Origin of the sequence: Paenibacillus pinistramenti, assembly GCF_005869875.1 — a bacterium.
In the GTDB taxonomy this organism is placed as follows: Bacteria; Bacillota; Bacilli; order Paenibacillales; family Paenibacillaceae; genus Fontibacillus; species Fontibacillus pinistramenti.
In genome coordinates this window covers 66,443-92,232 of the sequence record NZ_VAWG01000002.1, presented here as the reverse complement: position 1 = coordinate 92,232, position 25,790 = coordinate 66,443, and the positions used below count along the sequence as shown (strand labels likewise).

Annotated in this window: 25 protein-coding genes and 1 pseudogene; 6 read left to right on the top strand and 20 right to left on the bottom strand. The window is 50.0% G+C overall.

Features of this window, described 5'->3' with window-relative positions; translation table 11 throughout:
* Positions 1–21 precede the first annotated feature (21 nt).
* Positions 22–1,083, bottom strand: a complete 1,062-nt coding sequence (locus FCN15_RS03250; protein WP_203232073.1) for an inorganic phosphate transporter — start codon at positions 1,081–1,083, stop codon at positions 22–24.
* A gap of 153 nt (positions 1,084–1,236) precedes the next feature.
* On the opposite strand from FCN15_RS03250, the gene FCN15_RS19105 reads away from it, so the two are divergent.
* On the top strand, positions 1,237–1,413 hold the full coding sequence (locus FCN15_RS19105) for a hypothetical protein (RefSeq protein ID WP_162515276.1): 177 nt from the start codon (positions 1,237–1,239) through the stop codon (positions 1,411–1,413).
* 130 nt (positions 1,414–1,543) lie between these two features.
* On the opposite strand, the gene FCN15_RS03245 is transcribed toward FCN15_RS19105, so the two are convergent.
* Together FCN15_RS03245 and FCN15_RS03240 are read right to left on the bottom strand one after the other, a co-directional pair.
* Complete coding sequence (locus tag FCN15_RS03245; RefSeq protein WP_138493523.1) at positions 1,544–1,819, bottom strand: hypothetical protein; 276 nt, start codon at positions 1,817–1,819, stop codon at positions 1,544–1,546.
* 62 nt (positions 1,820–1,881) lie between these two features.
* Complete coding sequence (locus FCN15_RS03240) at positions 1,882–2,361, bottom strand: periplasmic substrate-binding domain-containing protein (RefSeq protein ID WP_138493522.1); 480 nt, start codon at positions 2,359–2,361, stop codon at positions 1,882–1,884.
* Between the two features lie 187 nt (positions 2,362–2,548).
* Between FCN15_RS03240 and FCN15_RS03235 the strand changes: the two are divergent.
* Positions 2,549–3,779 (top strand): annotated as a pseudogene (locus FCN15_RS03235) (MDR family MFS transporter).
* A gap of 25 nt (positions 3,780–3,804) precedes the next feature.
* On the opposite strand, the gene FCN15_RS03230 reads toward FCN15_RS03235, so the two are convergent.
* From FCN15_RS03230 to FCN15_RS19395, 5 genes are all read right to left on the bottom strand, one after another.
* Complete coding sequence (locus tag FCN15_RS03230; protein ID WP_138493521.1) at positions 3,805–4,689, bottom strand: AraC family transcriptional regulator; 885 nt, start codon at positions 4,687–4,689, stop codon at positions 3,805–3,807.
* A gap of 265 nt (positions 4,690–4,954) precedes the next feature.
* Positions 4,955–6,469, bottom strand: a complete 1,515-nt coding sequence (locus tag FCN15_RS03225; RefSeq protein WP_138493520.1) for a methyl-accepting chemotaxis protein — start codon at positions 6,467–6,469, stop codon at positions 4,955–4,957.
* A gap of 537 nt (positions 6,470–7,006) precedes the next feature.
* Complete coding sequence (locus tag FCN15_RS03220) at positions 7,007–7,726, bottom strand: YebC/PmpR family DNA-binding transcriptional regulator (protein ID WP_138493519.1); 720 nt, start codon at positions 7,724–7,726, stop codon at positions 7,007–7,009.
* Between the two features lie 160 nt (positions 7,727–7,886).
* The gene (locus FCN15_RS19400) at positions 7,887–8,126 is read right to left on the bottom strand and encodes a hypothetical protein (RefSeq protein WP_238996488.1); all 240 of its coding nucleotides are present in this window, start codon (positions 8,124–8,126) and stop codon (positions 7,887–7,889) included.
* Complete coding sequence (locus tag FCN15_RS19395) at positions 8,105–8,386, bottom strand: hypothetical protein (protein WP_238996487.1); 282 nt, start codon at positions 8,384–8,386, stop codon at positions 8,105–8,107. Before FCN15_RS19395 ends, FCN15_RS19400 begins: the two co-directional genes overlap by 22 nt.
* Positions 8,387–8,467: 81 nt before the next feature.
* Here FCN15_RS19395 and xerS point away from each other — a divergent pair, with 81 nt between their 5' ends.
* Complete coding sequence (gene xerS, locus FCN15_RS03210; protein ID WP_138493518.1) at positions 8,468–9,550, top strand: tyrosine recombinase XerS; 1,083 nt, start codon at positions 8,468–8,470, stop codon at positions 9,548–9,550.
* A gap of 4 nt (positions 9,551–9,554) precedes the next feature.
* On the opposite strand, the gene mobB is transcribed toward xerS, so the two are convergent.
* The 5 genes from mobB to FCN15_RS03185 form a co-directional block, all read right to left on the bottom strand.
* Positions 9,555–10,085: a molybdopterin-guanine dinucleotide biosynthesis protein B gene (gene mobB, locus FCN15_RS03205; protein WP_138493517.1), complete on the bottom strand. Its 531-nt coding sequence runs from the start codon at positions 10,083–10,085 to the stop codon at positions 9,555–9,557.
* Positions 10,086–10,109: 24 nt separating this feature from the next.
* Positions 10,110–11,381 (bottom strand): molybdopterin molybdotransferase MoeA, encoded by a 1,272-nt coding sequence (locus tag FCN15_RS03200; protein WP_138494000.1) that lies wholly within the window; start codon positions 11,379–11,381, stop codon positions 10,110–10,112.
* Positions 11,382–11,692: 311 nt separating this feature from the next.
* Positions 11,693–12,025, bottom strand: a complete 333-nt coding sequence (gene lpdD, locus FCN15_RS03195) for a prenylated flavin chaperone LpdD (protein WP_138493516.1) — start codon at positions 12,023–12,025, stop codon at positions 11,693–11,695.
* On the bottom strand, positions 12,026–12,958 hold the full coding sequence (locus FCN15_RS03190; protein ID WP_138493515.1) for a dihydroorotate dehydrogenase: 933 nt from the start codon (positions 12,956–12,958) through the stop codon (positions 12,026–12,028).
* Positions 12,951–13,652 carry a dihydroorotate dehydrogenase electron transfer subunit gene (locus tag FCN15_RS03185; protein ID WP_138493514.1) on the bottom strand — a complete coding sequence of 234 codons (702 nt, stop codon included), beginning with the start codon at positions 13,650–13,652 and terminating at the stop codon, positions 12,951–12,953. The genes FCN15_RS03190 and FCN15_RS03185 overlap by 8 nt, the downstream gene beginning before the upstream one ends.
* A 154-nt stretch (positions 13,653–13,806) precedes the next feature.
* Here FCN15_RS03185 and FCN15_RS03180 point away from each other — a divergent pair, with 154 nt between their 5' ends.
* Positions 13,807–14,619 (top strand): polysaccharide deacetylase family protein, encoded by an 813-nt coding sequence (locus FCN15_RS03180; protein ID WP_138493513.1) that lies wholly within the window; start codon positions 13,807–13,809, stop codon positions 14,617–14,619.
* A 69-nt stretch (positions 14,620–14,688) separates the two neighbouring features.
* On the opposite strand, the gene FCN15_RS03175 is transcribed toward FCN15_RS03180, so the two are convergent.
* From FCN15_RS03175 to FCN15_RS03160, 4 genes are all read right to left on the bottom strand, one after another.
* Complete coding sequence (locus FCN15_RS03175; protein WP_420819543.1) at positions 14,689–15,393, bottom strand: 3D domain-containing protein; 705 nt, start codon at positions 15,391–15,393, stop codon at positions 14,689–14,691.
* Between the two features lie 320 nt (positions 15,394–15,713).
* Positions 15,714–16,436: an amino acid ABC transporter ATP-binding protein gene (locus FCN15_RS03170; protein WP_138493511.1), complete on the bottom strand. Its 723-nt coding sequence runs from the start codon at positions 16,434–16,436 to the stop codon at positions 15,714–15,716.
* Positions 16,423–17,085, bottom strand: a complete 663-nt coding sequence (locus FCN15_RS03165) for an amino acid ABC transporter permease (protein WP_138493510.1) — start codon at positions 17,083–17,085, stop codon at positions 16,423–16,425. The genes FCN15_RS03170 and FCN15_RS03165 overlap by 14 nt, the downstream gene beginning before the upstream one ends.
* Positions 17,086–17,192: 107 nt before the next feature.
* Positions 17,193–18,056, bottom strand: coding sequence for a transporter substrate-binding domain-containing protein (locus FCN15_RS03160; protein WP_138493509.1), 864 nt, complete (start codon positions 18,054–18,056; stop codon positions 17,193–17,195).
* A gap of 220 nt (positions 18,057–18,276) precedes the next feature.
* On the opposite strand from FCN15_RS03160, the gene FCN15_RS03155 reads away from it, so the two are divergent.
* Positions 18,277–20,025, top strand: a complete 1,749-nt coding sequence (locus tag FCN15_RS03155; RefSeq protein WP_138493508.1) for an alpha-glycosidase — start codon at positions 18,277–18,279, stop codon at positions 20,023–20,025.
* A gap of 99 nt (positions 20,026–20,124) precedes the next feature.
* Here the strand turns inward: FCN15_RS03155 and glgA are convergent, their stop codons facing one another.
* Positions 20,125–21,582 (bottom strand): glycogen synthase GlgA, encoded by a 1,458-nt coding sequence (gene glgA, locus FCN15_RS03150; protein ID WP_138493507.1) that lies wholly within the window; start codon positions 21,580–21,582, stop codon positions 20,125–20,127.
* 96 nt (positions 21,583–21,678) lie between these two features.
* Positions 21,679–23,730 (bottom strand): 1,4-alpha-glucan branching protein GlgB, encoded by a 2,052-nt coding sequence (gene glgB, locus FCN15_RS03145; RefSeq protein WP_420819542.1) that lies wholly within the window; start codon positions 23,728–23,730, stop codon positions 21,679–21,681.
* A gap of 183 nt (positions 23,731–23,913) precedes the next feature.
* Here glgB and FCN15_RS03140 point away from each other — a divergent pair, with 183 nt between their 5' ends.
* Positions 23,914–25,134, top strand: coding sequence for a glucose-1-phosphate adenylyltransferase (locus FCN15_RS03140; protein ID WP_138493506.1), 1,221 nt, complete (start codon positions 23,914–23,916; stop codon positions 25,132–25,134).
* Positions 25,135–25,248: 114 nt separating this feature from the next.
* On the opposite strand, the gene FCN15_RS03135 is transcribed toward FCN15_RS03140, so the two are convergent.
* Positions 25,249–25,773, bottom strand: coding sequence for a GNAT family N-acetyltransferase (locus tag FCN15_RS03135; protein WP_138493505.1), 525 nt, complete (start codon positions 25,771–25,773; stop codon positions 25,249–25,251).
* Between the last annotated feature and the right edge of the window lie 17 nt (positions 25,774–25,790).

Sequence of the window (25,790 nt, the reverse complement as noted above, 5' to 3'; positions counted from 1 at the left end):
TACATCTGATAGGGATACGAGTTAATTGCCTGCTGATTCGTTTGATACTAGAGCGCGTTTCGTCTTCAGTCTGTGAAGAGCCATAGCTCCTGCCAGCAGTCCAATACATGCAATCGTAATCGGGCCGGATATTTTATGCAGGATAAAGGTTTCAACTACGGCGAACGAGACCGCTAGTGAAATCACCGGAGAAAGAATCCAGACTTTAATGACCCTCTTCACGATCGGACTCCGCCAGAAGCTGCTGCCGTGATTGGCGGTTCCGATGCCAAAGATCGACATGGTGGTTGCCTGGGTCAACGGGACAGGAATTCCGAATAATGAAGCGATAATGACGAGTGTTCCCGAGGTTAAGGAGACAGCGCTGCTCTTCATCAAGGAGAGCTGGGTAATCTTGGTTGCGTTCGTCTCCAGAACCCTTCCTCCAAGCAGAAAAGCCCCAAGTGCCACGAACAGACCTCCCCAGAAAATAGCACTGGACGTATCAATCAGCTTTGCGCCGACGAGCGGGCCAACAGCGTTCGCCACGTTGTTCATCCCGGCTGAGAACGCCTCATAACAACCGGCTCCAATCAGCAGCAGGGTGAAGAACCATTTTCCAAATTTCGAACGGGTCACACGCTGTTCAATTGGAGAAATAAGGCGTCCAAGTCCGTAGGAAATGACGTAAGACAGGAAAGGCATGACGATCCATACGCAGGCAATGAACAGCACTTCTCCTATGTTTATCGACTGATACGCGATCCCGACGCCGACAACCGCTCCTACAGTTACCTCGCTTGTCGAGAGAGGAATCCCAAGCAGGTTGGCAATAAACAGTGTTAAACAGGCAGAAGCAAGAATGCCAATTGTGATCTTAACGTTCAGCAGATCCGATGGAATAATGCCTCCCGAGATCGTCTTGACGACCTCCCCTCCTCCGAGGTAAGCCCCCGCAAATACGGAGACAGCAGCCAGAAGCAGGGCTACCCATTTTATACGAATGGCGCCTCCGCCATAAGCCGCCCCCATCGAAGCAGCCGTTCCGCTCGCGCCTATATTAGCAGCAAAGAAAAAAGCGACGATCAACGCAATGCTCAGCAAGTTAATCAGTCCTTCCAATTCCGAGTAATACAATGAGTTTTTAATATTATAAGTGTGATTGATGAAATAGTAAAGAGAAGATTATATCTATTTTCTATATGCACAGCAGCCCGCCTGTGTGCTTGTTCCTAAGAACGCAAAGAGCTGCCGCAAATGGGCTCATTCTTTGTCAAATGGACGCCTGAAGCGCAAAAAGTCTTTGCCGACAGCGGCTTCCGCTCGGTCGATCCGGATATTGAGAAGCAGTACGCGGATAAATATTGGGAGAAAGTCAACAAGGAGCTGTATGGGGACGGAGGTATTTGGGATCAAGTGGTTGTAAATCAATAAGCTTTAGCCAAATTGGACATCTGGGCTGATAATGGAAAGAGGAGGATCCGGCAGCGGATACCTCCTTTTTTTTGCACGCTATCAATATCTGGGCTTTATGCTTCACTATCTGATATTGCTGCCTTCTAACTCACTCGTAGCTTACTGCATCCCTGGCCGACTGCAGGCGCTCCTTCTCTTCATTCAAAGCGGCTTCAAGCAGATCCACGCCCTGTCCGTCAGCGGAATGCTCCTGTGCTTCGGAAACCGCTTGTTCCGTATGAACCAGACGGTTCTCAGCCTGTTCGATCATTTGTTCCGTTGGATGGCTCAAAGCCTGGGAAACGGCATTTGTAAGCTTATTAATGGAAACCTGGGCCCTGGAGTTCGTATTGTTGGTATGCAGACTGGAATCATAATGTTTCATGGATGAATAACTCCTCCCTTTCATGCCTTAGTCCCCATTAGCTTGCTTGAGTAAGGAATTTCTTATTCATCCTCGCCAGCGGAAGCTTTAATCCATAATTTAGAGAAATCCAGATAGCCGAAGCTTGTTTTGCTTAAGCCTTGAAAGCTCTGGTCATAATGCGCTCTTTTGTTCAAATGGCAGCCATAAAGAAGCCAATTATGATCCCTTAAGTGCTGCTCCACCCTGCTCAGCATGCTTTGTCTGGTGCTTTCAGGCTGCTGCAGGAAGTCGTGAACGAGGTTATCTATAATGTGCTTCCGCTCTTCGTTCAGAAACAGATGAATCGAGCTTTCATTTTTGAAAAAGTTAATCAAATCCCATTCCCAATCATCTTCCAGCGTCTCTTCAGCAAGAATGAAATGCGCCTTGTCCGGGACGGATCGAAGCCCAATATTCTCATAAAAGATCCGGGTAACCCGTATTCCAATATGGGCACACCGCTTTATGATCCACTCTGACTCCTCTTCCTCCTCCTTCGAACTTCGGCAGGCCAGAACCACTTCTTCACCTTGATAACCGTTCTGCTCGAGCAGACGCCGTGCCTCTTCGAGGGTACCATATTCAAGAGAATGCGCACCGAATTATGTATCTTGGAAAAGGGTGAAATAAATATCCGGTTGTTTACACTTTTACTTCCCCTTTTTCCAGTTACAATTATAATAGAAATCTAGCAGAAGGAGAACGCTTATGATTCAGTCATTTCGTCAGATTCACCCTTTGGCCTGGACGATCATTATCGGGACCATGTTCGGCCGTCTTGTCACTTCAATGAGCATTCCGTTTCTATCCATCTACTTAACCCAAGTGCTTGGCGCTTCCTCTGCGGAGACAGGCATCACTGTTGCTGTCAGCTCTCTGGCCGGCGTGCTTGTCAGCTTCTATGGCGGTTATATTTCCGATCAGCTTGGACGCAAAAAAGTCATGCTGGCCTCCGTATTCGGCTGGGCCTGTGTATTCTTCGGATTTGCTCTGGCTCATCAGCTTTGGGTCTTCTTCGTGGTAAATACGCTGAACGGACTGTGCAAATCTGTATTCGAACCGGCCTCACGAGCCCTATTGTCTGATGTAACTCCAAGAGAAGAAGCTTCTCATCTTCAACATGAGATATTTTGCTGTAAACCTCGGGGTTGTGTTCGGCCCGCTGATCGGTCTGATGCTTGGCTCGTCCCGTTCTACTTTTCCATTCGTTGTTGCTGGTGCGGTTTATGTCCTATATGGCCTGGTTATTTTTATGCAGTTTAAGGTCCACCCGGTTCACGGGGCCGCGCCCCAGCGGACAGCCTCTCCGCGGATGAGGGAAGCTCTGCAGACGACCAGCCGGGATAAAGTCTTTCTGCCTATTCTGCTCGGTACTATATTCTGTGTGCTGGGTTACGGGCATTTCAGCTCAACGCTTGCCCAATACGTTGCCTTAAATCCTCATTTTGAAAATGGCAGCCGATTGTTCTCTTACATGCTCACTCTTAACGCTGTAACCGTCCTCGTCATGCAGTATCCGCTGGTAAAGACCGCCAGCAAGCTTCCTCCTGTCGTGCCTCTTATAGCAGGAAATTTCTGCGTGGCCGGAAGCCTCCTGATCTTTGGTGCGGCCAATCAGATAGGGATGCTAATGCTGGGCGTGGTTGTTTTTACAATTGGAGAAGTCCTTATGTTTACAATGATGGACGTGCTTATCGACCGGGTTGCCAAACCGGAATGGCGCGGAACGTACTTCGGAACGATCGGCTTTAATAATATCGGCAATGTTCTTGCTCCCATTCTGGGCGGGTTTCTGCTTGACGGGGCAGGGGCGGGGAACGGGCTGATGATCTTTGTTCCGCTTGCAATTACAACCGCATTCGGAATTCCGCTGCTTCTAATCGCCCATCGCCGGCTGTCAATACGAGAGACTGCAATAAAACAGACACCCGCTGCCTAAGCGAGTGTCTGTCTCTTTTACCAGGCTATTCGTCCGCAATTGGAATATAAATGGACATTACCATATGATCCGGATAACGGGAGTTCCGCACATCGGTTATTTCAAAATCCGGTCCTTCACGCCGCTCATAGCCGGATTGCAGCAGCCATACGCCATAAATGTATTTGCGGGCCTGCTGGGTTTGCTCTGCTGTGCCGTCGGCTTTAAATACCGCATATTTCTCTCCGGGAAGCTGCATATGAATCAGGTCAGGATCAAGAGACTGCGGAACATCAGCAACCTGTTCACCAATCACAAAAGAGAAATCCCCCTCTTCCCCAAAGTCGCAGGCAATTCCGTAGGACATATCCGGTGCAGCTTTGTTTGCAATCCTCATAAAATATTCTTTGCTGCCAAAGTCAAAATAAAACCCCGGAATTTCCTGAAAATACGCTCCGTCCTTTAAATTTGTCCGGTATCTGCGTCCAACGATTACTCTCGGCTGCAGCTCCTCGATCACTGGCTTGTGCATGATCAGACCCTCCCCTGCGGATTGGATATAATCCATAAACTGCATTGGCTGCTGAAGCTGAGGCTTCGGCGCAGCATCCGGATTCCGGCGGAGCTTCGCAGGAGTCACCCCTGCATAACCGGCAAAGGCACGGGTAAAAGCTTCCTGTGAGCCATACCCGGCTTCAAGTGCAATATCCAGAATAGAAGCCCGGCTGCTAACCAGCCGCGTATAGGCCGCGGACAGCCGCCTGTTCCGGATGTATTCTTGGACGGAATAGCCGGAAATGGTATGAAAGATTCTTTGAAAATGAAACGAAGAAAAGCCAGCTCGAGCCGCTACCCTTATCATGGTCAGCTCTTGATCAAGATTGTGTTCAATATATTCCAGCGCCTGCTGGATACGGGAGTAGTATTCCATTCTTAACTCCTTATTCGGTTGGATTGGGAGCGATCGCAGCCCTTATTTCTGCTCCCATCATACAACAGATTAAGGCGGCGGATTTGATCGTGCGTGCTATTTTTAGTTAAGTTTACATAATTAATATTATGTTGAAAGACTCTCTTTTTTCAGAGTTAGAGTACTAGAGTTGATCGAAGCATGTGGAAGCTAGGTTCGTGAGATTAATTTTTATTGTGAATTTTTCAGGTAATGTAATTAGGCGAATAGAAGATTATCGTTCGCTTTAAACAGCCAAATCTACGCCGACCACTCCCACAATTTCTCCATTCCGGTTGACAATAGCTCTTGAAAGCGTGATGCACGACCGTTTCGTGATTGCGGAGACGTATGGCTTGGATACAAAGGCGCCGTCGCTCATAGCCCCTGCCCACCAGTCACGTCGTTTCGCATTCAGCAGCCCGGCAGCGGGCTCTGAGAAAATAAACGTTCCGTCCGTACGGTTGGACCAAATCGCCTGCAAGTCACCTACTCGGGACAGATAGGAGGTTAACACCGACTGATGGCGGTCTTCATTTTCAACCTGCAAAGCTTCATTTCCTGCTATCGCTGACAGGATCTCCTGCATTTCCTGAATCTTGTTGGTGTAGAGGGTCTCGTCTGCCCTGTCTGCTCCGGTAATTTCCAGCACCGAGCGCTGAAGGGCCTCTGACTCTTGCAGCAGTTTGGCGCTTACGACATTTAGCTGGTTGATTTGACCACGCTGTTTGGTCACCTGCTCCAGGGTCAGATCCACGTTGCTAATCGTTACGTTCACTATCTGCACGGCTTCGTTCAGCTTGTATGAAGTCTGCTCAATCAGCTCCCGCTGGCTTCCTGCCGCGCCCAATGTTTCGCTGACCGCACCTTCCACCTCTTTGACCCGGCCCGCAACTTTCTCCAGTCGAGCATTTACGGCTTCCACTTCTTTCACACCGTCTTTGACCGCAGACTGCTCGAGATTAACCGATTCAGCCGCTTCTTTTACTTTAGTCGTAATATCTCTCAATAGTGAAGTGGACTGGTCAACAGACTGCTTGCTCTGATCCGCCAGCTGCCGAATCCGGCCTGCTACAACAGCAAATCCCCGCCCTTCTTCTCCGGCCCGTGCTGCTTCAATGGAGGCATTTAAAGCCAGCAGGGAAGTTTCCTCAACGATTCCGTTTATGAGGCTGTTGATCTCCTCGACCTTGGTTATCCGGTCAGCCAGATGGCCAAATTTCTCCCGCATCAGACCGCCTTGCTGCTCGAGCTGATCCATAACGGTCCGTGTGTTATGTATAGATTCTACAATCTCCTTAACACCTTGACTTGTTTCCTGCATATTGGCGCCCAGCCGGTCGGTAAGCCTGGATATATGCTCACTTGCTTCAGAAGCTTCATTCATTTTGGAAAAAGCGTCCTCCAGCTTCGCGTTCGCCTCATAGCTTCGTTCTCTAAGATCCATTTCGTAGGCGTGTGAATAATCGGCGCTCTCCTGGAGCATGTCTGTATGCCGGCTGATCTCCTCCAGTGCCCCGTATAGTCTGTCAGCTGTAACCTGAATCTCATTCCCTAACTGCTTCACTTCACCTTCAGCAAGCCCTAAATCGGAGTGCAGTTTACGCATTCCCAGATGCGTCCGAAGCGATATCCAGCCAAGAACCAGCAAAGCAGCTCCCAGGATAACCTTGTGAATCCAGTGCATGCTGATAAACATCGAATAAGCGAACAGTACGGCCAGACTTACAGTTAAACCACCTATCAAACGATTTGACTTCATCTTGTCCCCTTCTCTCTTCTAGGCTAATCTGCTTTTCTGTCTGATCCTTCAAGATGTTTTATGTCAGATTTCCTCACATTATATCAGTTTGCCTTCTAGGAGAAAATACTTTCCTGATCGTTTTATGCTATAAAGCTTTAAAGTTTTATAGTTTTGGACTTAGGATGCCAATCAAGGAATGGGGGGATTTGAATATTAGTTAACATAATTATTATTATGTTGGTTACCTTTTTTCTTAGTTGTATAGCTAAAGTAGAAGATTTGCAGGGAGGAACTAGACGGCTTTGTGTTTTCTATTATGAATTTTTCATATGTTGTTTTTTTAGGATATTTTTATTCAGTTATTGTTCTTAAACATAAACTAATGTCGAAGAAGAATAAATAAACGTACGATCCTGTACGCACCCGGTGGACAATATAGACAAGCTGTAAAAATGTCGAGAACAGAACCGGCTGCTGTTCCAAACAAGGCAGCACAAAAAAGGCTAAAGATCACGGCAATCCGTGTCTTTAGCCTTTCTAAATGACTATTGTTGCTTATTCGGCAAATTCAACATTATGATAAACCTGCTGTACGTCTTCCAGGTCTTCAAGGGCATCGATGAGCTTCTCAAATTGAGTCAGCGCATCTCCTTCCAAAGTGACATAGTTCTGAGCCAGCATGGAAAGCTCCGCAACGGTAAACTCGCTGACTCCGGCTTTCTTGAGCGCCTCCTGCACAGCATGGAACTGATCCGGATCGGCATAGACGATAACAGCCTCGTCTTCTTCAAGCACATCACGCACGTCGACATCCGCTTCGATCAAGATCTCCATCACTTCATCAGCTGTTTTGCCTTCCAGACCGATAACGGCCGTTGGATCAAACATATAAGAAACCGATCCGCTGACCCCCATGTTCCCGCCGTTCTTGTTAAACGCGGAGCGAACCTCCGGTGCGGTACGGTTAACGTTATTTGTCAGCGCATCTACAATGATCATAGAGCCGCTTGGGCCAAATCCTTCATAACGGAGCTCGACATAGGTCTCATCCCCGCTGCCCTTCGCTTTATCAAGCGCACGGTCAATGATGGCTTTAGGGACGTTGTACGTTTTGGCACGTTCCAGAACAACCTTCAGCGCACGGTTCGACTCCGGATCAGGCTCGCCTTTCTTGGCCGCTACATAGATTTCAACGCCGAATTTGGCATAAACACGGCTTGTATTTGCGTCTTTCGAAGCTTTCTTCTCTTTAATATTGTTCCACTTGCGACCCATACTAATCCCACTTTCTTATCTTGTGATTATATAAATCCTGCTTCTTCATAACCAATATACCTCGTCCATTATATCCTTTCCGAGGGGGTTCGAACAAGTCTTGAGCATTAGAATCATGATAATGATTATGACCATACTTATAATACGGATGCTCTAATGCTCAGCAGCCGGCGCGTGTATCAAACAGCTGCAGTGTATTGCCGCTGCCTGCCCGGATCCGCTCTTGATAGCGGCCCGCCGTGTACTCGTCCACAACTGCCCTCCAGAAAGCCTGGGCGGGGGTGTTGGTCTTCAGCTGCGAGATGTACCAGCGCCCCGGGAACCGGTCAAAGAGAGCGTACGCAGCCGTGCGGCCCACGCCGGTGCGGCGGAATCTTTTTAATACAAAGAACTCAGCCATATAATGCTCTCGTCCGGGTTCTCCTGAGGATGATCAATCAATGCGAATCCGGCCAAATGCTCGCCGCAGCGGATCAGAAACGCCTGATATTCCGCATCTTCATTCCTATAATACTTGTCCAAACCGGGATAAGGCTGAAACTTCCCCGTTTCCTCAACCTGAATATCCAAATAAGCCGTGAAATCGTAGAAGTAGAACTGCATCAGATGATGCAAAACTCCGGATTGGCTGGCTGTAACAGGCTCCAGAATGACATTCATACTCTCCCGCCTCTCCTTAAGCAGATCCATAAATTATGATAGAATAGGATGACCGATGAACGAAAAAAGGTGATCAATCAGATGAATATCCAAAAAACCATCGACCGCTCCAAGTTGGACGAAAAGGTACTGCATATGCCCTGGTACGTGCAGCAGTTTATTGACTACAAGCTTCCGGATTTATCGCCTTCCACGCTGCTCGAATACGTCAGAGACTATGAACAGTTCTTCAGCTGGCTTAGAGCCGAGGGCTTAAGCGCCGGCCAAGACAACAAAGATGTGACGCTGCAGGAGCTCGAAGTACTTCATATGGAGAGCATTGTCGGCTATCGGATTTATCTCAGCACGCGCACCCAAGGAACGAACAGCCGGGTGACCATTTCGCGCAAGCTCTCCTCGCTTCGATCCTTATTCCACTACCTCAGCCAGATCGCTGAAGACGAGCAATTTTATCCCCTTCTGAAGCGGAATATCATGGCCAAGGTGGAAGTGAAACGGATCCATAAACCTAAAGATACCGCGGCCAAGCTGAAGGGCAAAATTCTGGAGGATGACGAGCTGAATGAATTTGTTGCCTATATCCATGAGCATTACCGCCAAGATATCGAGAACAACAAACAGGCCCTGCATGCTTATGAAATGAACCGTGAAAGGGATGCCTGTATCGCCAGCCTGATCCTGAATTCCGGCCTTCGCGTCTCCGAGGTGGTCAATCTGAATGTCGACGATCTCGATTTGGCGAACAAGATGCTCCACGTGTACCGGAAAGGCAACAATGAAGAGACCTTCAAAACCCCTGTCTATTTCCGGGAGCAGGCCCGGGATGACCTCATGGAATACATGAATTTGAGACAAAACCGTTACCGTACGCCAAAAAGGGAAAAAGCCCTCTTTATCGCCCTGCCCAACGGGGCATCGGAAGGGAAGCGGATGACCAAACGGGCCATCCAGGCCATGATTATCAAATACGCCAAGCGGTTCGGCAAACCCTTCCTGACCGTTCATAAACTGCGGCATTCTTTCGCGACGGATTATTACCTGCAGAACGACATTTACAAAACCAAAGAGCAGCTTGGCCACGCCTCGACCGAAACGACCGAGATTTACGCTCACCTGACAGACAAGACGATGTCCGAGGCGATTGAACGCCGGCATGATTCTTAAATGCTTACACTCTGAGATACTCTTGCAGCCACTCCGCGATCCGCTGATGCTCCCCGCGCTTAAAGGAAGGGAGCTCTGCGGATACCGCGTCTGTCTGCTCCTCCGCTTCTGGTGCAGTTCCCTTTGCAAAATGTACTGCTTCCGCACAAACGGCGGCGATCACACGGCTGCAGTCCTCAAGGAGAGTCAGGTCCTCTGGGGAACGAAGCATCACAATCTTCGGGTAATGCTCCTGTTTGAAGCCCTCTACAACAATCAAATCAGCGGCTCCCAATCTCGTAATGAGCTCCTCCAGACTGCTTGACTGTTCCTCTATTAGAGCCGTTCTGGCGGGAGAAGAAATCGCTACAGCTGCTGCTCCGGCCTGCGTCATCCGCCAAGTATCCGTGCCGGCATGGTCCATTTCGAATTCATGGGCGTCATGCTTAATGACCGCTACCTTAAGCCCCTTCTGTGAGAAAAACTTCACCAGATACTCAGCAAGCGTGGTTTTGCCGCTGTTCTTATAGCCTATGATCTGTATAATCTCCGCCATCCCGGCACCCGACTCCCTTCCCGTCTATAACCATTTCTGCAGCCGGATTGCCTTGACTTTCTCACCGGCTTTAACTCCGGCCGTTGTGGGAGGAATCACGATTAATATGTCGCTGTCTTTAATCGTGATCATCACTCCGGACTCGTCGAGTTTAGCGGGCCGGACATAAACCCGCCCGTCTCTGATCTCCATACTGCCGCGGACAAACCGCGTAAAGTTGTTAATTTTGGGATAATCATCAGCCAGCAGTGCTTCAAATTCAGGCAGGAAAGGCTCAGATGCCCCCTGCATGCTGCGGATTGCCGGTCTGACAAACAGCTCGAACCCAACGAAACAGGCCCCGGGATTACCGGATAGTGCAAACAAAAGCTTATCTCCGCTGACAGCAGCTGTAGTTACACTGCCAGGCCGCATAGCGACTTTATTAAACAGCATGTTGAGACTGCCTTCCTGCATGAGGTCCGCCATAATATCAAAATCCCCTACCGAAACGCCGCCGGTAGTGATGACCATATCGTACTCTGCGAGCGCCTGTGTGACCCGCTGCTTGGCCAGCTCAAGGTCGTCCGCAATCGGTTCGAGAATATACGGCTCGCCGCCTGCGTCCTGAACCTGGCATGCCAGCGTATAGGTATTGCTGTTCCGGATCCGGCCGTCCTGCAGCGGCTCCTCAACCCTCAGCAGCTCAGAGCCGGTAGAGCATATGGCGATTCTCGGCCGCCGGTATACTTTTACCTTGTGAAAACCAAAGGTTGCCAAAACGGTTGTTTCGCCAGCGGAAATCAGCCGTCCTGCCTTTAGCAGCGTCTCCTGTGCCTGAAGCTCACGTCCGATCGGCGTCATATTGGTGCCCGCTGCGATCTCTCTTTTTACCGTTATAAAGGTTCTTCCGTCCTGCTGGTGAGTGTCTGTCATTTCGAACATGACCACAGCATCCGCCTCATCCGGCACCTTGGCGCCTGTCATAATCCGGGCGGCTGTCCCAGGGCCAAGTTCAGCCTGCGGCAGCGAACCTGCCGGAATAACATCAATCACCTCAAATCGGGCCGGATGGCTGGACGAAGCGCCCTTTGTCTCCTCACTGCGGACAGCAAAACCATCCATCCCCGAGCGCCGGAAATGCGGAAATGGATGGGGGGAGAGCACATTCTCGGCTAAAATGCGGCCCCGGACTTCCGTAAGAGGAACCTCTTCTTGGTCCATAGGCTTGATAGAGGCTAGAATCAGCTGCTGCGCCTGCTCCGGCTGCATTACGCTGCGCTTAAACTTAGGGTTATGTAAATTTTCCTTGTCCATAGGCAATTCCATTCCTCCTGGTTCATTGAAGTACTGGCTTTGTTACCCTGATTTAGCTTGATTCAAACCAGACTTGGACTATAAGCTTTATTTCTATCCTATTTGGAATTTCCTGTGATTGCAAGGAGAGCGGTATGCCGCACAAAAAAGCAAAAAAACCGCTGGCGGCGGTTTTTTCAAGTAAGGCGACTGCTTAGGCAATAGTTTACGCCATAGCTTTGCTTGGCAACCGCATTGACAATAGCCTTGGCATTAGCTTTAACAATCGCTTTGGTCTTAGCTAAAACGGCATCTAAGGACGGCGGAGATCTCTACTCGCCTTTCTGCTTCCTGATGTATTCCTCCACCAGGTGTTCGGAGATTCTGCCTACTTCCCGGATTTCCTCTTGATCAAGATTGTCATAATGGATTCCCATGATGATCACAACCGTGCTGCCGAGCTGCGCGGCGGCTTTGTGCGCAAGACTGTCTGTAAGCACATGCTCCTTGTGTCCGGGTACGGCAGACGTCTGGGTGAGCACCCCGTCCTCAGATTGGGAGGATACTGAAGCAGCTCCGATATGTGCGGCTCCTCCGGTAATCACGAGGAGATGATCTTGTCCCAGCCGGCTTGCATGCAATTCGATATCATCCAAATTCCTCATCTATATAATCCCCCTTATCTCCTGCAGCGACTTGATTCCTTCCTGACGCATAAACGCGCTGATGCCTTCTACAAGCTCTTCTCCTGCCCGCAGACTGACAAAATTATGGGTTCCCACCTGTACCGTCTCCGCTCCAGCCATTATAAATTCAATCGCATCCTCGGCCGAGCTGATGCCTCCCATGCCCATAACGGGTATGGAAACAGTCTTGCACACCTGATGAACCATACGGAGCGCGATCGGCTTGATTGCGGGGCCGGATAAACCGGCATAGAGATTCTGAAAAACACTCCTCCGTTTATGGATGTCAATCTTCATAGCGGAGAACGTATTCACAAGCGAAATGCCGTCCGCTCCCTCTTCCTCGCACATGGCAGCCATGCCCGTCAGATCCTCTGCATTGGGCGAAAGCTTGACTACAAGCGGAAGAGACGTCGCTTCGCGCACCAGCCTGACCACTTCACGGGCCGTTTCCGTCCGGATTCCGTAAGCCATTCCGCCCTCTTTGACATTCGGGCACGAAATGTTCAGCTCAATCATGTCGTAGGCAGGCCGCTCATCTGCAAGGCTGCGGACCGAGAAATTTTCCAATATTTCCGCACCTTCCTCATAGTCCGATAAACAGCCGCCGCCCAGATTCACAATACGCACGGTGTCTAGCTGCTGCCAGAAGGGAGTCTCCTCTTCCAGGAAGCCCATGATTCCCGGGTTCTCAAGCCCCACACTGTTCAGCATGCCGGCCGCCGTTTCCCAGACCCGCAGGCCTTCGTTCCCCTCTTTCGCCTTTAGGGTGAGGCCTTTGCCTGATATTCCGCCGAGCTTGTTCAGATCATAAAATTTCGCATATTCACGTCCAAAGCCAAAGGTTCCTGAAGCCATGACAACCGGATTCTTAAACAGAACGCTGCCGATTCTGCAGGTTGTATCAACCACCAAAGACCACCTCCTCCACCGGAAAAACAGGACCGTCCGCGCAGGCCTTCCTGCGCCCGCCGCTGGTTTTGGTGCTGCAGACTAAACACGCACCTATTCCGCAGGCCATCCGGTTCTCAAGCGAGACAAATACCTTGCCTGCTGCTCCGGCAGCTTCATTCTTCCGCTGCATCGCCTTCATCATGGGCTCCGGTCCGCACACCCAAACCTGGTCATACGCCGTTAAGTCGATTTGATCCGTAATGTAGCCTCCGATATCAACGGTCACACGTGAGCTTAGCCGCTCGAACTCAGCAACAAGGTAAGGCTCCCGGCTGAATCCCAGGTAAACCTCTGCCTGGGGCAGGTGTTTAAGCGCATAGTATAACGGAGCAATACCGATCCCTCCTCCTGCCAGCGCGATTTTGCCGGAGGCGGCAGGGAAGCCGTTGCCAAACGGCCCTTCAAGGCCAATCCGGTCTCCAGCCCGCAGCTGCGACAGCAGCCTTGTTCCTTCTCCTGCCGTTTGGTACAGAAAATGAAGCTGATCGCCTTCTATGTCAAAGATACTGATCGGACGGGATAACAGCGGCGACGTGCTCCACGCCCTGAGCATATAGAACTGCCCGGGGAGACCGCCGCTTTCACTTCTGACCGTCATCCGAAAGATACCGGAACTTAACTGGACATTGTCCAAAATTACCGCGTCTGCCATAAGCTCCTCCTACGATTTAAGCTTTGTACTTGTACTTACGATGCCTGTTTTACGGGGCATAGTCTGTGAAACATATCACACCAGGAAGCAGCCGGATAATTTCGGTTCAAACAGGAAACAACAACAGTAACCTACACCGAAGGAGAGATCAGCTATGCCGGGCCGAAGCCGTACTGCCGCCGTCTTGTTCATGGTGCTTCTGTTCATGTTTGCCTGCCCTGCTTACGGCAAAGAGCCAAGCCGTGAACCCTCCCGGCCGGAAGACACCCCTTCGTTCCAGCAAAGTCAAGCACACACGCTGACACTGGCGGAGCTGCGGCGCAAATACGCGGACACCTTTAAATTCAAAGGCCCTCATGCCCGAACGAAAGAAATTGCCCTGACCTTTGATGATGTGCCCGATCCCCGGTTTACTCCTGAGGTTCTAGCCGTATTAAGACAGAAAAAGGTGAAGGCCACCTTCTTTGTGGTCGGGAACCGCGCCCGGCAGCATCCGGCTCTTCTTAGAGCCATTCAGCAGCAGGGCCATGCGATCGGCAATCATTCCTACGACCATCCTCTGCTGAAGAAACAAAATATGAAGGATTTCAAACGCGAAATTCTGATGACCGAACAGGTGATCTATCACATAACAGGCCAAAAGCCTCTGCTCATCCGTCCACCCTACGGGGAGATCAACGAACAGCAGGTAAGATGGGCGCGCCGGAACGGCTACAAAATTGTGAACTGGAATGTGGATTCGCTGGACTGGACCGGAATAGGCCGTATAAATGTAGAACGAAACGTGCTTTCTCATGTCGTCCCCGGCTCAATCGTGCTGCAGCATGCGGGCGGCGGCGTTACTTCGGATTTGACTGGAACTATTGAAGCCCTTCCCTTCATCATCGATGAACTTAAGGCACGCGGTTACCGCTTTGTTACCCTGCCGACCATGCTGCATACCCCTGAGAATAAAAGGCCAAAATAAATGACTGACCTTACTAAAACCGTACTAAAAAAGCCAAGCCGAATTTCGCCGGCCTGGCCTCATTTCCCGCTATTGCAAAATATAAAGAGTAACGTCCTGCAGGCCGAACTGATTGACTTCCGATTTGGAGCCAGGGACAAAAATATCAATCCGGTTGCCTTTAATGGCACCGCCCTGATCGGAAGCTGTTGCAACAAAAGCGTTCTTAGGCAGTCCGTTAAAGCTGTGCCCGGTTACCAGCACCTTGGTGCCCATTGGAATTACGCTGGGATCAACGGCAATTGTTCCGAGCTTCAGAGGGTTGCCGAAATAGTCCACAGCGCCCCACTGACCGTTCTCGTCAGCTGCTGATGAGTAAGCAGAAGCAACGACATCAATCTTCTTGTTATAGTTAAAGGATTTGCCCCACGCTTGTACAATTTTGCTTTCTGCCAATTCTTTAAGCGAGCTGGCATCAGCCGTAATCTCCTTGCTGCTGGCGGAGGCAGACGTATTTGCGTTTAACAGGGTTACAGCTTGTCCGGTGGATGCTGTCTTGACTGAGTCCGGGATGTTCAGCTTTAGTCCTTCATAGATATTGGCTGCCTTAACATTTGGATTTGCTTGCATAAGAGCGTTTACAGTAATTCCGTAGCGCTGAGACAGCGAATAGAAGGTGTCACCGTCTTTAGCGGTATAGCTAGCGGCGAAAGCAGGTACCTGCAGGGAAAGAGATGCCCCCAGAATAAATGCTGCGGTTCTTACAAACAAAGATTTACGTTTACCGGTTAACATTGATTTCTTCTTCATGTTCTTCTTCATGGCTTATGTATCCTCCTTAGTCAGCGGGCCAGGCTGCAGCCCCCTCTGCTTTGGTTGAGTAAGTCAGTTACTAATATATCACAACTTTGTAACCTATGGAGATGTAATTGTTACCATTTTGTTATCATCCATCAAAATTATAGAAATAACTTTTATTATGTTAACCAATTTTACGGAATTCAGGATAAAAAGCATGAAAAAAGACCCTCTAAAGGGTCTTTTTTGTGAATTTTTCAACTCTTCCATGCAAGTGAGAAGTTTACAAAGTCTTAACCAATGGATTCTTCAGGCTGTTATAACACTTTGCTCAAGAAATCGCGGGTGCGCTCCTGCTTCGGATTACCGAACAATTCATCCGGTGTCCCCTGCTCCAGGATGATGCCTCCATCCATAAAGAGAATGCGGTCGCCGACTTCGCGCGCAAAGCCCATCTCGTGCGTCACAATGACCATCGTCATGCCCTCTTTGGCAAGGCTCTTCATGACGTCCAGCACCTCGCCGACCATTTCCGGATCAAGCGCCGATGTAGGCTCGTCAAACAGCATGACGTGAGGCTCCATGGCAAGGGCGCGTGCAATGGCGATCCGCTGCTTCTGCCCGCCTGACAGCTGGGAAGGATACGCATCCCGTTTATCCTCCAGGCCCACCGTTTTAAGCAGCTCCAGCGCGTGGCGCTCCGCGTCTGCCTGACTCTTCTTCTTCACCTTGATCGGCGCAAGCGTAATATTCTCCAGTACCGATTTATGAGGGAACAGGTTAAAATGCTGGAAGACCATGCCCATCTTTTCCCGCGCTTTATTGATGTCATAGTTCTTATCGGTAATCAGCTGGTTCTCAAACCGGATTTCCCCGGAGGTCGGCACTTCCAGCAGATTCAAACAGCGCAAGAAGGTACTCTTGCCCGATCCGCTCGGCCCGATCAGCACAACCACTTCCCCCTGCGAGATATCCAGATCAATGCCTTTCAGGATATGAAGCTGGCCGAAGCTTTTATTCAAATTCTTAACGTTTATCACGGTTGCTCAGCTTCCTTTCAAATGCATTCAATATTTTAGACAACGTAAACGTCAGAACAAAATACATAATAGCTGCAATTAAGTTAGGTGTCATACCGTCGTAAGTCATCGTAATTATCGTATTCGTCTGGTACATAATTTCACCGGCACCGATCACGTATACGATCGAGGATTCTTTAATAACGGTTACGAATTCGTTACCAATAGCCGGAAGAACACTCTTCAAAGCCTGCGGAAGGACAATATGACGCATGGTCATCGGACCGGTCATTCCCAAGGAACGAGCCGCTTCCGTCTGCCCCCGGTCGACCCCTTGAATACCGGCACGGAAAATTTCCGCCAAATAAGCCGAGCTGTTCAATATAAGAGTAAGAGAGCCGGATTCAAACACCGTAAACTTAATATTAAATGCCGTAGCAAAGCCGTAATGAATAATGAGCAGCTGGACCAGCATAGGCGTTCCCCGGAAGATTTCTACCCACGCCGTTCCGATGAACCTCAGAATTGACCATCTGGACATCCGCAGCAGCGAAATAATGATGCCCAGGATAAAACCTCCGACTACAGCGATTGCGGCTAGAAGCAGTGTATTTTTCAACCCAACAAAAAAATAATCGCGGTACTCCCAAAACATATCAAAAATTTTCATTCGTTATCATCTGCCCTCCATTTAACCTTAACTATTCTCCCGCAAAAAAACAGAAAACAGCGCCGAAACGCTATTTTCTGCAGGTATAACCTTACCCTCAATTTCCATTATTGACTTTGCTGATCGGCAAGCTCATTCGCTTTGGTAACAAATTGGTCGATCATATTCGCTTGCTGCAAGCGGTCCAGCGTAGCATTGACCTGATTCAGAAGATCGGTATTCCCTTTCTTAACGCCGATCACATAGCCATCATCTTCTGTTACCGGTTTGGCTGCTGTAATGGCCAGGCCTTGAACATTTTTCACATAAGAGTCAGCAACGGGCCCCTCAATAATCGCCGCATCTACACGCCCGGATTTGAGCTGCATGACAATATCGGAAATTTTGCCAAGCGAGGTCAATTTAGCCCCTTTGATGCCTTTGGCTACCTCTTCTTGAATCGAACCGGTCTGCACGCCGATTGCTTTGCCTTCCAGAGATTCCATAGTCGCATATTTGTCCTTGTCGTCTGACTGCACTACTACCGCCTGCTCGGCTTTGTAATAGACGTTGGACAGATCAACCTGCTCAGCACGTTCTTTGGTCGGACTGAGACCGGAAATTACGAGATCTACGCGGCCGCTGCTCAGCTCGTTCAGCAGAGAAGAGAACTGCATGTCCTTGATTTCAACCGTTTTATTCATATCCTTGGCAATTTCGTTAGCGATGTCCACGTCAAAGCCGACAATTTGGTCATTGCCATCCGAGCCTTTAATGTGGAACTCGTAGGGAGGAAAATCGGCGCTCATGCCTACGATCAGTGTTCCGCCGCTGGCGCCAGTGTCCGTACTGGCTGGAGCTGTGCTGGCATTTCCGCTGCCCGTGTCTGCACTGGAAGCTGCTCCTGAGTTGTTGTTATTTTGACCGCATGCCGCGAGAACAACTGTTGTCAGCAGCAGGCAGACCGTGAGGAATCCCCATTTTTTCTTCATTCTGATCTCTCTCCTAATTATAAAATAGTCTTTCACAGATAAACACTCGCTATAGCAGGACTAATTATAGGACAAACTGCATAGTTATGCAAAGACTTTTGCGTAAAATTTTTGCACACTTTCAATTTGATTTACATTCTATGGAAGTGACCGGCCGATTTTTGTTTCATTTGCCTCCGGTTTTGGTTAATAAACGGCTAATCCTATTGGAGGTGATCAGATGCAGTTAGAAGCTTTTTATCATGTATCCCGGGATAAATGGGCCTATGCATATGATCCCGAAACCATACATTTGCGAGTACAGACCAAACGGGACGACGTGGATCAGTTGCTGATTTGGACTGGAGACAAATACGACTGGGACGGGACATTTGAAGAGCTGGCACTTGAGAAAGCCGCTCATGATGATATGTTTGACTATTGGGAAATTGAAGTCCGTCCTAAGTTCAAACGTTTATCTTACTTATTTAAACTGATATCGGGCGATGAAACGGTCTATGCGAACGATAAAGGGATTCATCCCGCCCCGCCTTATCCTCCCGGAGGCAATTATGAATTTGCGTATATTCACGACATTGATGTATTCAAGGTTCCGGAATGGGCCAAGGAGGCGGTATTTTACCAGATCATGCCTGAACGCTTCGCCAACGGTGATCCGGCCAATGACCCCGAAGGAACCGTCCCCTGGGGAAGCAGCTCGAAGATTGACAATTTCTTCGGCGGTGATCTAAAGGGAGTGCTCGACCACCTGGATTACCTGGGTGAGCTGGGGATCAACGCCATTTATTTTACGCCGATCTTCCAATCTCCTTCGTATCATAAGTATGATATTGTGGACTACAAGCAGGTGGATCCGCATTTCGGGGATAACCAGCTGCTCAAAGAGGTCGTGCAAGCCTGCCATCAAAGAGGAATCAGAGTCATTCTTGATGCAGTCTTTAACCATTGCAGCGAGCAGTTTCCGCCTTTTCAGGACGTGCTGAAGAACGGTAAACAATCCCCCTACAAAGACTGGTTCCACGTTAACGAATTTCCGCTGAGAGTCGAAGATGGTATTCCTACCTACGATACCTTCGGGTTTTACGCTAATATGCCCAAATTTAACACCTCCAACCCGGAAGTCAAAAAATACCTGCTCGGAGTCGCCGAATACTGGATCCGGGAAGTGGAGCTGGACGGCTGGAGGCTGGATGTGGCTGATGAGATCGACCATCATTTCTGGCGGGATTTCCGCGAGGTTGTCAAGACGGCGAATCCGGAAGCTTATATCGTAGGGGAAGTCTGGAGCGATTCGCTTATGTGGCTTCAAGGCGACCAGTTTGATTCCGTTATGAATTATCCTTTTGCCGACAAGGTACTGGAGTTCTTTAACGGCGGTATGGACGGCTACAGCTTCGCGAATTCCATGGGTGCCCTGCTGATGCGGTATCCGCAGCAGACCAACGAGGTCATCTTCAATATGCTGTGCAGCCATGACACCCCCCGCCTTCTGACCCGGCTTGGACTCGACAAAAGAAAGCTGAAGCTCTCGGTCGTATTTCTGTTCACCTATATCGGAACTCCTTGTATCTTCTATGGCGATGAAGTGGGAATTACAGGAGAAGGCGATCCGGACTGCCGCAAATCGATGGAGTGGAACACCCATTTGCAGGACCGCGAGCTGTTCGACTTCTATCAGCTGATGATTGCCCTTAGAAAAAAATACGCGGCCCTGCGCAAGGGACGCTTCCGCTTCCTGCAGGCGGAACCGGATAATCCGTGCATCGTGTATGAACGGGCCGATCAGAAGACGCACTTCACGGTCTGGATGAACAATACTCCAGATTACCAGGTGTTAAGTCATCCTATGGAGACTTCTGACTGGCGCGACGCGTTATCCGGAGAAGAGGTCCGGCCGCATAACGGCATGATGAACGTCGGCCTCGATCCTTACGGCTACCGGATTCTGTTCCGGACAATCAAAGCTTAGCAATGAACCACCAGCCATCCTTTAAAAAATAAAGCAAAGCGCCAGCCCGGGAAGACCCTTCTCGGCTGGCGCTTTGCTGTTGTACTTATCAGGAGCCGTCTATTGAAGACGGCCCTTGTCACTTATTTTCCCCGTAATCTGGTTGTAAATCTCCAGGTATTCCCCAGCGGACACACTCCAGCTGTAATCGCCCGCAAAGGCATTCTTGACAATCTTCTTCCAGTGCTCAGGCAGATGATAGAAGTGAACTGCCCTGCGAATCGTGTAGAGCAGATCATGCGCATTATAATGTGTAAACGTGAAGCCGTTGCCTTCGCCGGTGAATTCGTTATACGCCTTCACGGTATCGTTCAGGCCGCCGGTCTCGCGGACAATCGGGATGCTTCCATACCGCAGCGCAAGCAGCTGGCTGATGCCGCACGGCTCAAATTTGGACGGCATCAGGAACATGTCAGTACCCGCATAGATTCTGCGGCTCAAGCTGTCGTCAAACATGATTTTGACGGATAATTTCTGCGGCTGACGGTAGGCAGCTTCGCGGAACCAGTTCTCATAAGCCGGATCCCCTGTCCCCAGAACAACGACCTGCACCTCGTCGAAAAACAGCAGCTCATCCAGAATGCGAAGCACAAGATCAAGCCCCTTTGGTTCTACCAGCCTGGTCACCATCCCGATCAGCGGGACATCCGGAGCGGCCGGCAGGCCCAGCTCTTCCTGCAGCTTCGTTTTGTTCTCGCGCTTCTTGGCCAGGTTGCTCCGGTACGTTACAGGCAGCGCCTGATCCGTCGCCGGGTTGTACAGCTTGGTGTCAATCCCGTTCACAATCCCGGATAACCGCCCGTTGATGGAGCGGAGCAGCCCGTCAAGCCCATAGCCGTAGAAAGAGGTTTGAATCTCACCCGCATAGGTCGGACTGACCGTCGTTACATGATCCGCGTATACCAGGCCGGCTTTCATATAGTTGACATTCCCGTAATATTCAACGCCATCCGGAGTGAAATAGCTGTCCGGCAGCCCCAGCAGGTCACCTAGCACTTCATACGGGAAAATCCCCTGATAAAGCAGGTTATGTATGGTGAACACCGTCTTCATGTCCTTGTAGAACGGCTCATGGGCATAATGATGGCGAAGGAGCAGCGGAACAGGACCCGTATGCCAGTCATGAACATGAATGACATCCGGCTTGAACCCGATCAAAGGCAGAATCTCAAGCACTGCGCGGCTGAAAAAGGCAAACCGTTCACCGTCGTCCCCATAGCCGTAAACACCGTCACGCCCGAAATAATCTTCATTGTCAATAAAGTAGACTTTGACGCCTTCGTATACCAGCATTTCGATGCCGCAGTACTTCTCCCGCCACCCCACATAGACACTTGTAGTCCCCTGGGGGCTCATGTCCTCCTTAAAGCTGCCGTGGATCGCCTTGTATTTGGGAAGCACGACCCGAATGTCATGCCCTTCCTTCAGCAAAGCCTTTGGCAGTGCGCCAATAACGTCGGCTAGGCCGCCGGTTTTGATAAAGGGAGCCCCCTCGGCTGCAGCAAATAAAATGTTCATGACCGTCTCTCCTTTGAAAGATTTTCCGGCAGAACTGCCGGATTTACTGGATCTCCTATTCAATGGGTGGTGCTGTTTCTCTTGGGTTGCTGTCGCTTAAATCGAGTTGCTGTCGCTTAAATTACTTGATTCTTTTGTGATGTTTGTTTTGCTTGTGTTACTTGAATTGCCGGTTTGTCTGCTGCGCGGTTTGCGTTCAGTCTCCGGTTTGCTTGCCAAACGAGCTGAAGGCGATCTTTTCCATATCGAGACACTCAAAGGCGGCAGCTTCAGCTCTATACTGTGCGTCTGATCGTGCCACTCCATCTTCTCCGCTTCAAGCGGCAGCTGATTCGGCGAGCCTGCTCCTCCAAATACACTGCTCTCACTGCTGAATACCTCCGTATACAGCCCTGCCTTAGGAACACCAATCCGGTAGCGGTCGCGGTACACCGGCTGGAAGTTAATGACGATCAGCAGCGTATCACTGCTCTTCTTCCCGATCCGCATGAAAGCAATTACGCTCTGCCCGGCGTCATGAGGCGTCAGCCACTGGTAGCCGTCCATCCCGTGGTCGTGCTCCCAAAGCGCATTCTCCTGCAGGTAAAAATGATTCAGCAGCTTCGTATACTCCAGCATATGCCGGTGCGAATCATAGTCCAGCAGGAACCAGTCCAGCTGGTCCTGATCTTTCCATTCGATAAACTGACCGAATTCTCCGCCCATAAAGAGAAGCTTCTTGCCCGGGGAAGTCAGCTGGTAAGCAAGCAGAACGCGAAGGCCGGCAAACTTCTCTTCATAGCTGCCAGGCATTTTGTCCAGCAGCGACTTCTTGCCGTGAACGACCTCGTCATGGGACAAGGGCAAGGTGTAATTTTCCGAGTAGGCGTACACAATCGGGAATGTCAGCAGATTATGCTTGGAAGGCCGATCCCAGAACGGCGTTTCTACATAAGCCAGCGTATCGTTCATCCAGCCCATGTTCCACTTGTAATTAAAGCCGAGTCCGCCCTCCTCTACCCTTCCCGTTACCATCGGCCACGCACTTGACTCCTCAGCCATCATCAGGGCGTGCGGGTAATACTCGGCAACAGTTTGATTCAGCTCTTTAAGGAACTGGATGGCCTCCAGATTATCGGTGCCGCCGAATTCGTTCAGCCGGTATTGACCGTAGCCTTTTTCAAAATCCAGCTTAAGCATACTCGTTACAGCATCCACCCTCAAGCCGTCAAAATGGTACTTATCCAGCCAATACAGCGCATTGGAGATCAGGAAAGACTTTACTTCCCCCTTGCCGAAGTCGAAGCTGAGCGTCCCCCATCCCGGTTTATCCGCCTTGAGCGGGTCACTGTATTCAAACAGCGGCGTTCCGTCGAACAGCCGGAGTCCGTGGTCATCTCTGGCAAAATGGCCCGGGACCCAGTCCAGGAGCACCCCGATATTGTTCTGGTGGCACTGATCCACAAAGTACATCAGATCCTCAGGCTTGCCATACCGGCTTGTCGGCGCAAAGTAACCGGTCGCCTGGTATCCCCAGGACAAGTCATAAGGGTGCTCTGTCAGCGGCATGATTTCGATATGGGTATACCCCATCTCCTTGACATAAGGAATTAGAATTTCCGCCATTTCCCGGTATGTATAAAAGTCTCCGCCTTCCTTCTGCCGCCAGGTTCCGAAGTGAATTTCGTAAATATGGAGCGGCTTGCGGTAAGGAATCCGGTTCTTCCGCCGCCACGCCCCGTCGCCCCATTTATACCCTTCGATCGAAGCAACGACTGAGGCCGTATTCGGTCTTACCTCAGCGTGAAAAGCGTACGGATCGGCTTTGAGATAGACGCTTCCGTCCGGTCCTGTAATTTCGTATTTGTAAAAAGTTCCTTGGCCGATTCCTGGAAAAAAACGAGTCCAAAAGCCCGATTCGGGTATCTTATATAAAGAGTCGTTCTCTCCCCTCCAACCGTTCCAATCTGAAGCAATCCCGACATGGCGGGCATGTGGTGCCCAGACGGTAAAGCGAACACCGCTCACCCCGTCCTCAACGGTCAGATGAGCTCCGAGCGAACGATAGCTGCGATATAAAGTTCCTTCACGGAACAAATAAATATCATGTGGTGAAATCGTTACTGCGTGGTTATCTGCGGCCATGTCCGACAAGTCATCACATCCCATCTTCATATTCACTTAATATATTTACTTTATTACCCTTATTTAAAAATATTGAAAAGGATAACGAAAAAGAAATGATAATCTTGTAATTTTTCATTTTCTCTCAAAGTAAAATGGTTTCAACATCAGTATTTCTCGTTTATTTATGTACTACACTGATCCAAACAAATTCGGGAGGGAAACGACATGAGTAATAAACAATGCATTGCCATGCTGCTGGCGGGGGGAGAAGGCCGCAGACTGTCTCCGCTTACGTCAAGTCAAGCAAAACCGGCGGTGCCCTTCGGCAGCCGATATCGTATAATCGATTTTCCTCTCAGCAACTGCGTCAATTCCGGAATTGATACAATCGGCGTATTAACGCAATATGAGGCGGATTCCCTGCACAATCATATTGGTGACGGTACGGCCTGGGGCCTTGGCAGGACAGAGAACGGCGGCATTTCCTTACTGCCTTCTTATGAGACCGGGTCTGATGAATATTTAGGAACTGCTGATGCCATTTATAAAAATATGGAGTACATTGACAGCCAGGACCCTGAGCATGTCCTGATTCTGTCCGGCGACCATATTTATCATATGGATTATCGCGAAATGCTTGAAGAGCATGTTAAATCAGGCGCCCCTGCTACCATTTCCGTTATGCCTGTCCCTTGGGATGAAGCCCACCGTTTCGGTGTAATGGTAACAGATGATCAATATCGGATTACGGAATTTGCCGAGAAGCCGGCACAGCCTCAGAGCAACCTCGCTTCGATGGGTATTTACTTGTTCAAGTGGAGTTATTTAAAGCAGCATTTGATCGAGGACGCAGCAAACGATACGTCGTCTCATGACTTCGGTAAGGATGTCATTCCAAAAATGCTGGCGGGCGAAGAGTTCCTTCAAGCATTCCCGTTTAGAGGCTACTGGAGAGACGTTGGTACCGTGGGAAGCTTGTGGGAAGCCCACATGGATCTGCTGTGTGAAGACAATGAGTGGAAGCTTCATAAAGAAGCATGGCCGATGTATACCAATGAGAGCGGTGCAGCCATTCTTGCTGCCAAAACAAGCCCCCTCCCTGCCAAGAGCTCAATGATCCATGATAACTGCGCTATGGAAGGTTATGCGGAACGCTCTGTTATCTTCGGCGGTACGACCGTGGGCCGTTTTGCAAAAATCAAAAACAGCGTTGTCATGCCCAATGCCAAAATCGGCCGGAATGTTCTGATTGAATGTGCCATCATCGGAGAAGGAGCTGTCATCAAGGATGGTGCCGTCATCAAGGGCACTGAGGATCAAGTCTTGGTGATCGGTCCTGGCGAGACGGTAGCAGCCAGACCAGCAGGCCGCAATCAGCCGGCACGCATGCTTAAGGACGTTTATGATAATACCGCTCCTCTTCGCGCCGGGGGCATGTCCTCTTAATAGCTGTCTTGTTAATAGATAGCTTGTTAATAAATGTATTCTAACACAAAAAGCAGCCGTCAAGGCTGCTTTTTTCATGTTGCCGCGAAAGCGCGGATATGGCTATGATTCAATTTATCGCTCATACAAATTCGCCAGGTGATCCGCCTGTTCGGAAATGCCCTTAAACCTGAAGCCTTGATTCTGGTAAAAGCTGTTCAGCTTGCCGCTGATCCTTCTGCAGTCCAATCGCAGCCCCTTTTTGCGGTCACGGCCGGCTTTCTCCACTGCCCACTCCAGCATCGCTTTCCCTAGCCCGCAGCTGCGGTAAGGAACACTCACCGTCAGACGATGCAGATAATAGTAATCGGGATCGTCGTTCTCTTTCCAGTACCCCGGATCGGAATTCTGCAGGGTGAACATTCCGGCAGGCGTCCCTCTGTCATAGGCGACGAAGATCCTGCGGTGATTAAAGTAAGCCTGAACCGCCTGGAGGCTGAAAAACTCCGGCTTCCACTGGTCGATGCCGCTGCGCTGCATCCACTCCGCTGCTTCTACCAGCAGCTGGCGGACGACTTCAGCCTCAGCAGGCACGGCTTCGGCCAGCTGAAAGCTTTGTCCAGAGGCTGTCGTTAGCTCGACATGCTCTATTGCTGACATACCTGGCCCTCTCCCCT

Coding starts and splice junctions, on each gene's coding strand:
- FCN15_RS19105 (WP_162515276.1), top strand. CDS start 1,237: ATGGGCTCATTCTTTGTCAAATGGACGCCTGAAGCGCAAAAAGTCTTT.
- FCN15_RS03245 (WP_138493523.1), bottom strand. CDS start 1,819: ATGAAACATTATGATTCCAGTCTGCATACCAACAATACGAACTCCAGG.
- FCN15_RS03230 (WP_138493521.1), bottom strand. CDS start 4,689: ATGGAATACTACTCCCGTATCCAGCAGGCGCTGGAATATATTGAACAC.
- FCN15_RS03225 (WP_138493520.1), bottom strand. CDS start 6,469: ATGAAGTCAAATCGTTTGATAGGTGGTTTAACTGTAAGTCTGGCCGTA.
- FCN15_RS03220 (WP_138493519.1), bottom strand. CDS start 7,726: ATGGGTCGCAAGTGGAACAATATTAAAGAGAAGAAAGCTTCGAAAGAC.
- FCN15_RS19400 (WP_238996488.1), bottom strand. CDS start 8,126: ATGGCTGAGTTCTTTGTATTAAAAAGATTCCGCCGCACCGGCGTGGGC.
- FCN15_RS19395 (WP_238996487.1), bottom strand. CDS start 8,386: ATGAATGTCATTCTGGAGCCTGTTACAGCCAGCCAATCCGGAGTTTTG.
- xerS (WP_138493518.1), top strand. CDS start 8,468: ATGAATATCCAAAAAACCATCGACCGCTCCAAGTTGGACGAAAAGGTA.
- mobB (WP_138493517.1), bottom strand. CDS start 10,085: ATGGCGGAGATTATACAGATCATAGGCTATAAGAACAGCGGCAAAACC.
- FCN15_RS03200 (WP_138494000.1), bottom strand. CDS start 11,381: ATGGACAAGGAAAATTTACATAACCCTAAGTTTAAGCGCAGCGTAATG.
- lpdD (WP_138493516.1), bottom strand. CDS start 12,025: ATGAGGAATTTGGATGATATCGAATTGCATGCAAGCCGGCTGGGACAA.
- FCN15_RS03185 (WP_138493514.1), bottom strand. CDS start 13,652: ATGGCAGACGCGGTAATTTTGGACAATGTCCAGTTAAGTTCCGGTATC.
- FCN15_RS03180 (WP_138493513.1), top strand. CDS start 13,807: ATGCCGGGCCGAAGCCGTACTGCCGCCGTCTTGTTCATGGTGCTTCTG.
- FCN15_RS03175 (WP_420819543.1), bottom strand. CDS start 15,393: ATGTTAACCGGTAAACGTAAATCTTTGTTTGTAAGAACCGCAGCATTT.
- FCN15_RS03165 (WP_138493510.1), bottom strand. CDS start 17,085: ATGAAAATTTTTGATATGTTTTGGGAGTACCGCGATTATTTTTTTGTT.
- FCN15_RS03160 (WP_138493509.1), bottom strand. CDS start 18,056: ATGAAGAAAAAATGGGGATTCCTCACGGTCTGCCTGCTGCTGACAACA.
- FCN15_RS03155 (WP_138493508.1), top strand. CDS start 18,277: ATGCAGTTAGAAGCTTTTTATCATGTATCCCGGGATAAATGGGCCTAT.
- glgA (WP_138493507.1), bottom strand. CDS start 21,582: ATGAACATTTTATTTGCTGCAGCCGAGGGGGCTCCCTTTATCAAAACC.
- glgB (WP_420819542.1), bottom strand. CDS start 23,730: ATGGGATGTGATGACTTGTCGGACATGGCCGCAGATAACCACGCAGTA.
- FCN15_RS03140 (WP_138493506.1), top strand. CDS start 23,914: ATGAGTAATAAACAATGCATTGCCATGCTGCTGGCGGGGGGAGAAGGC.
- FCN15_RS03135 (WP_138493505.1), bottom strand. CDS start 25,773: ATGTCAGCAATAGAGCATGTCGAGCTAACGACAGCCTCTGGACAAAGC.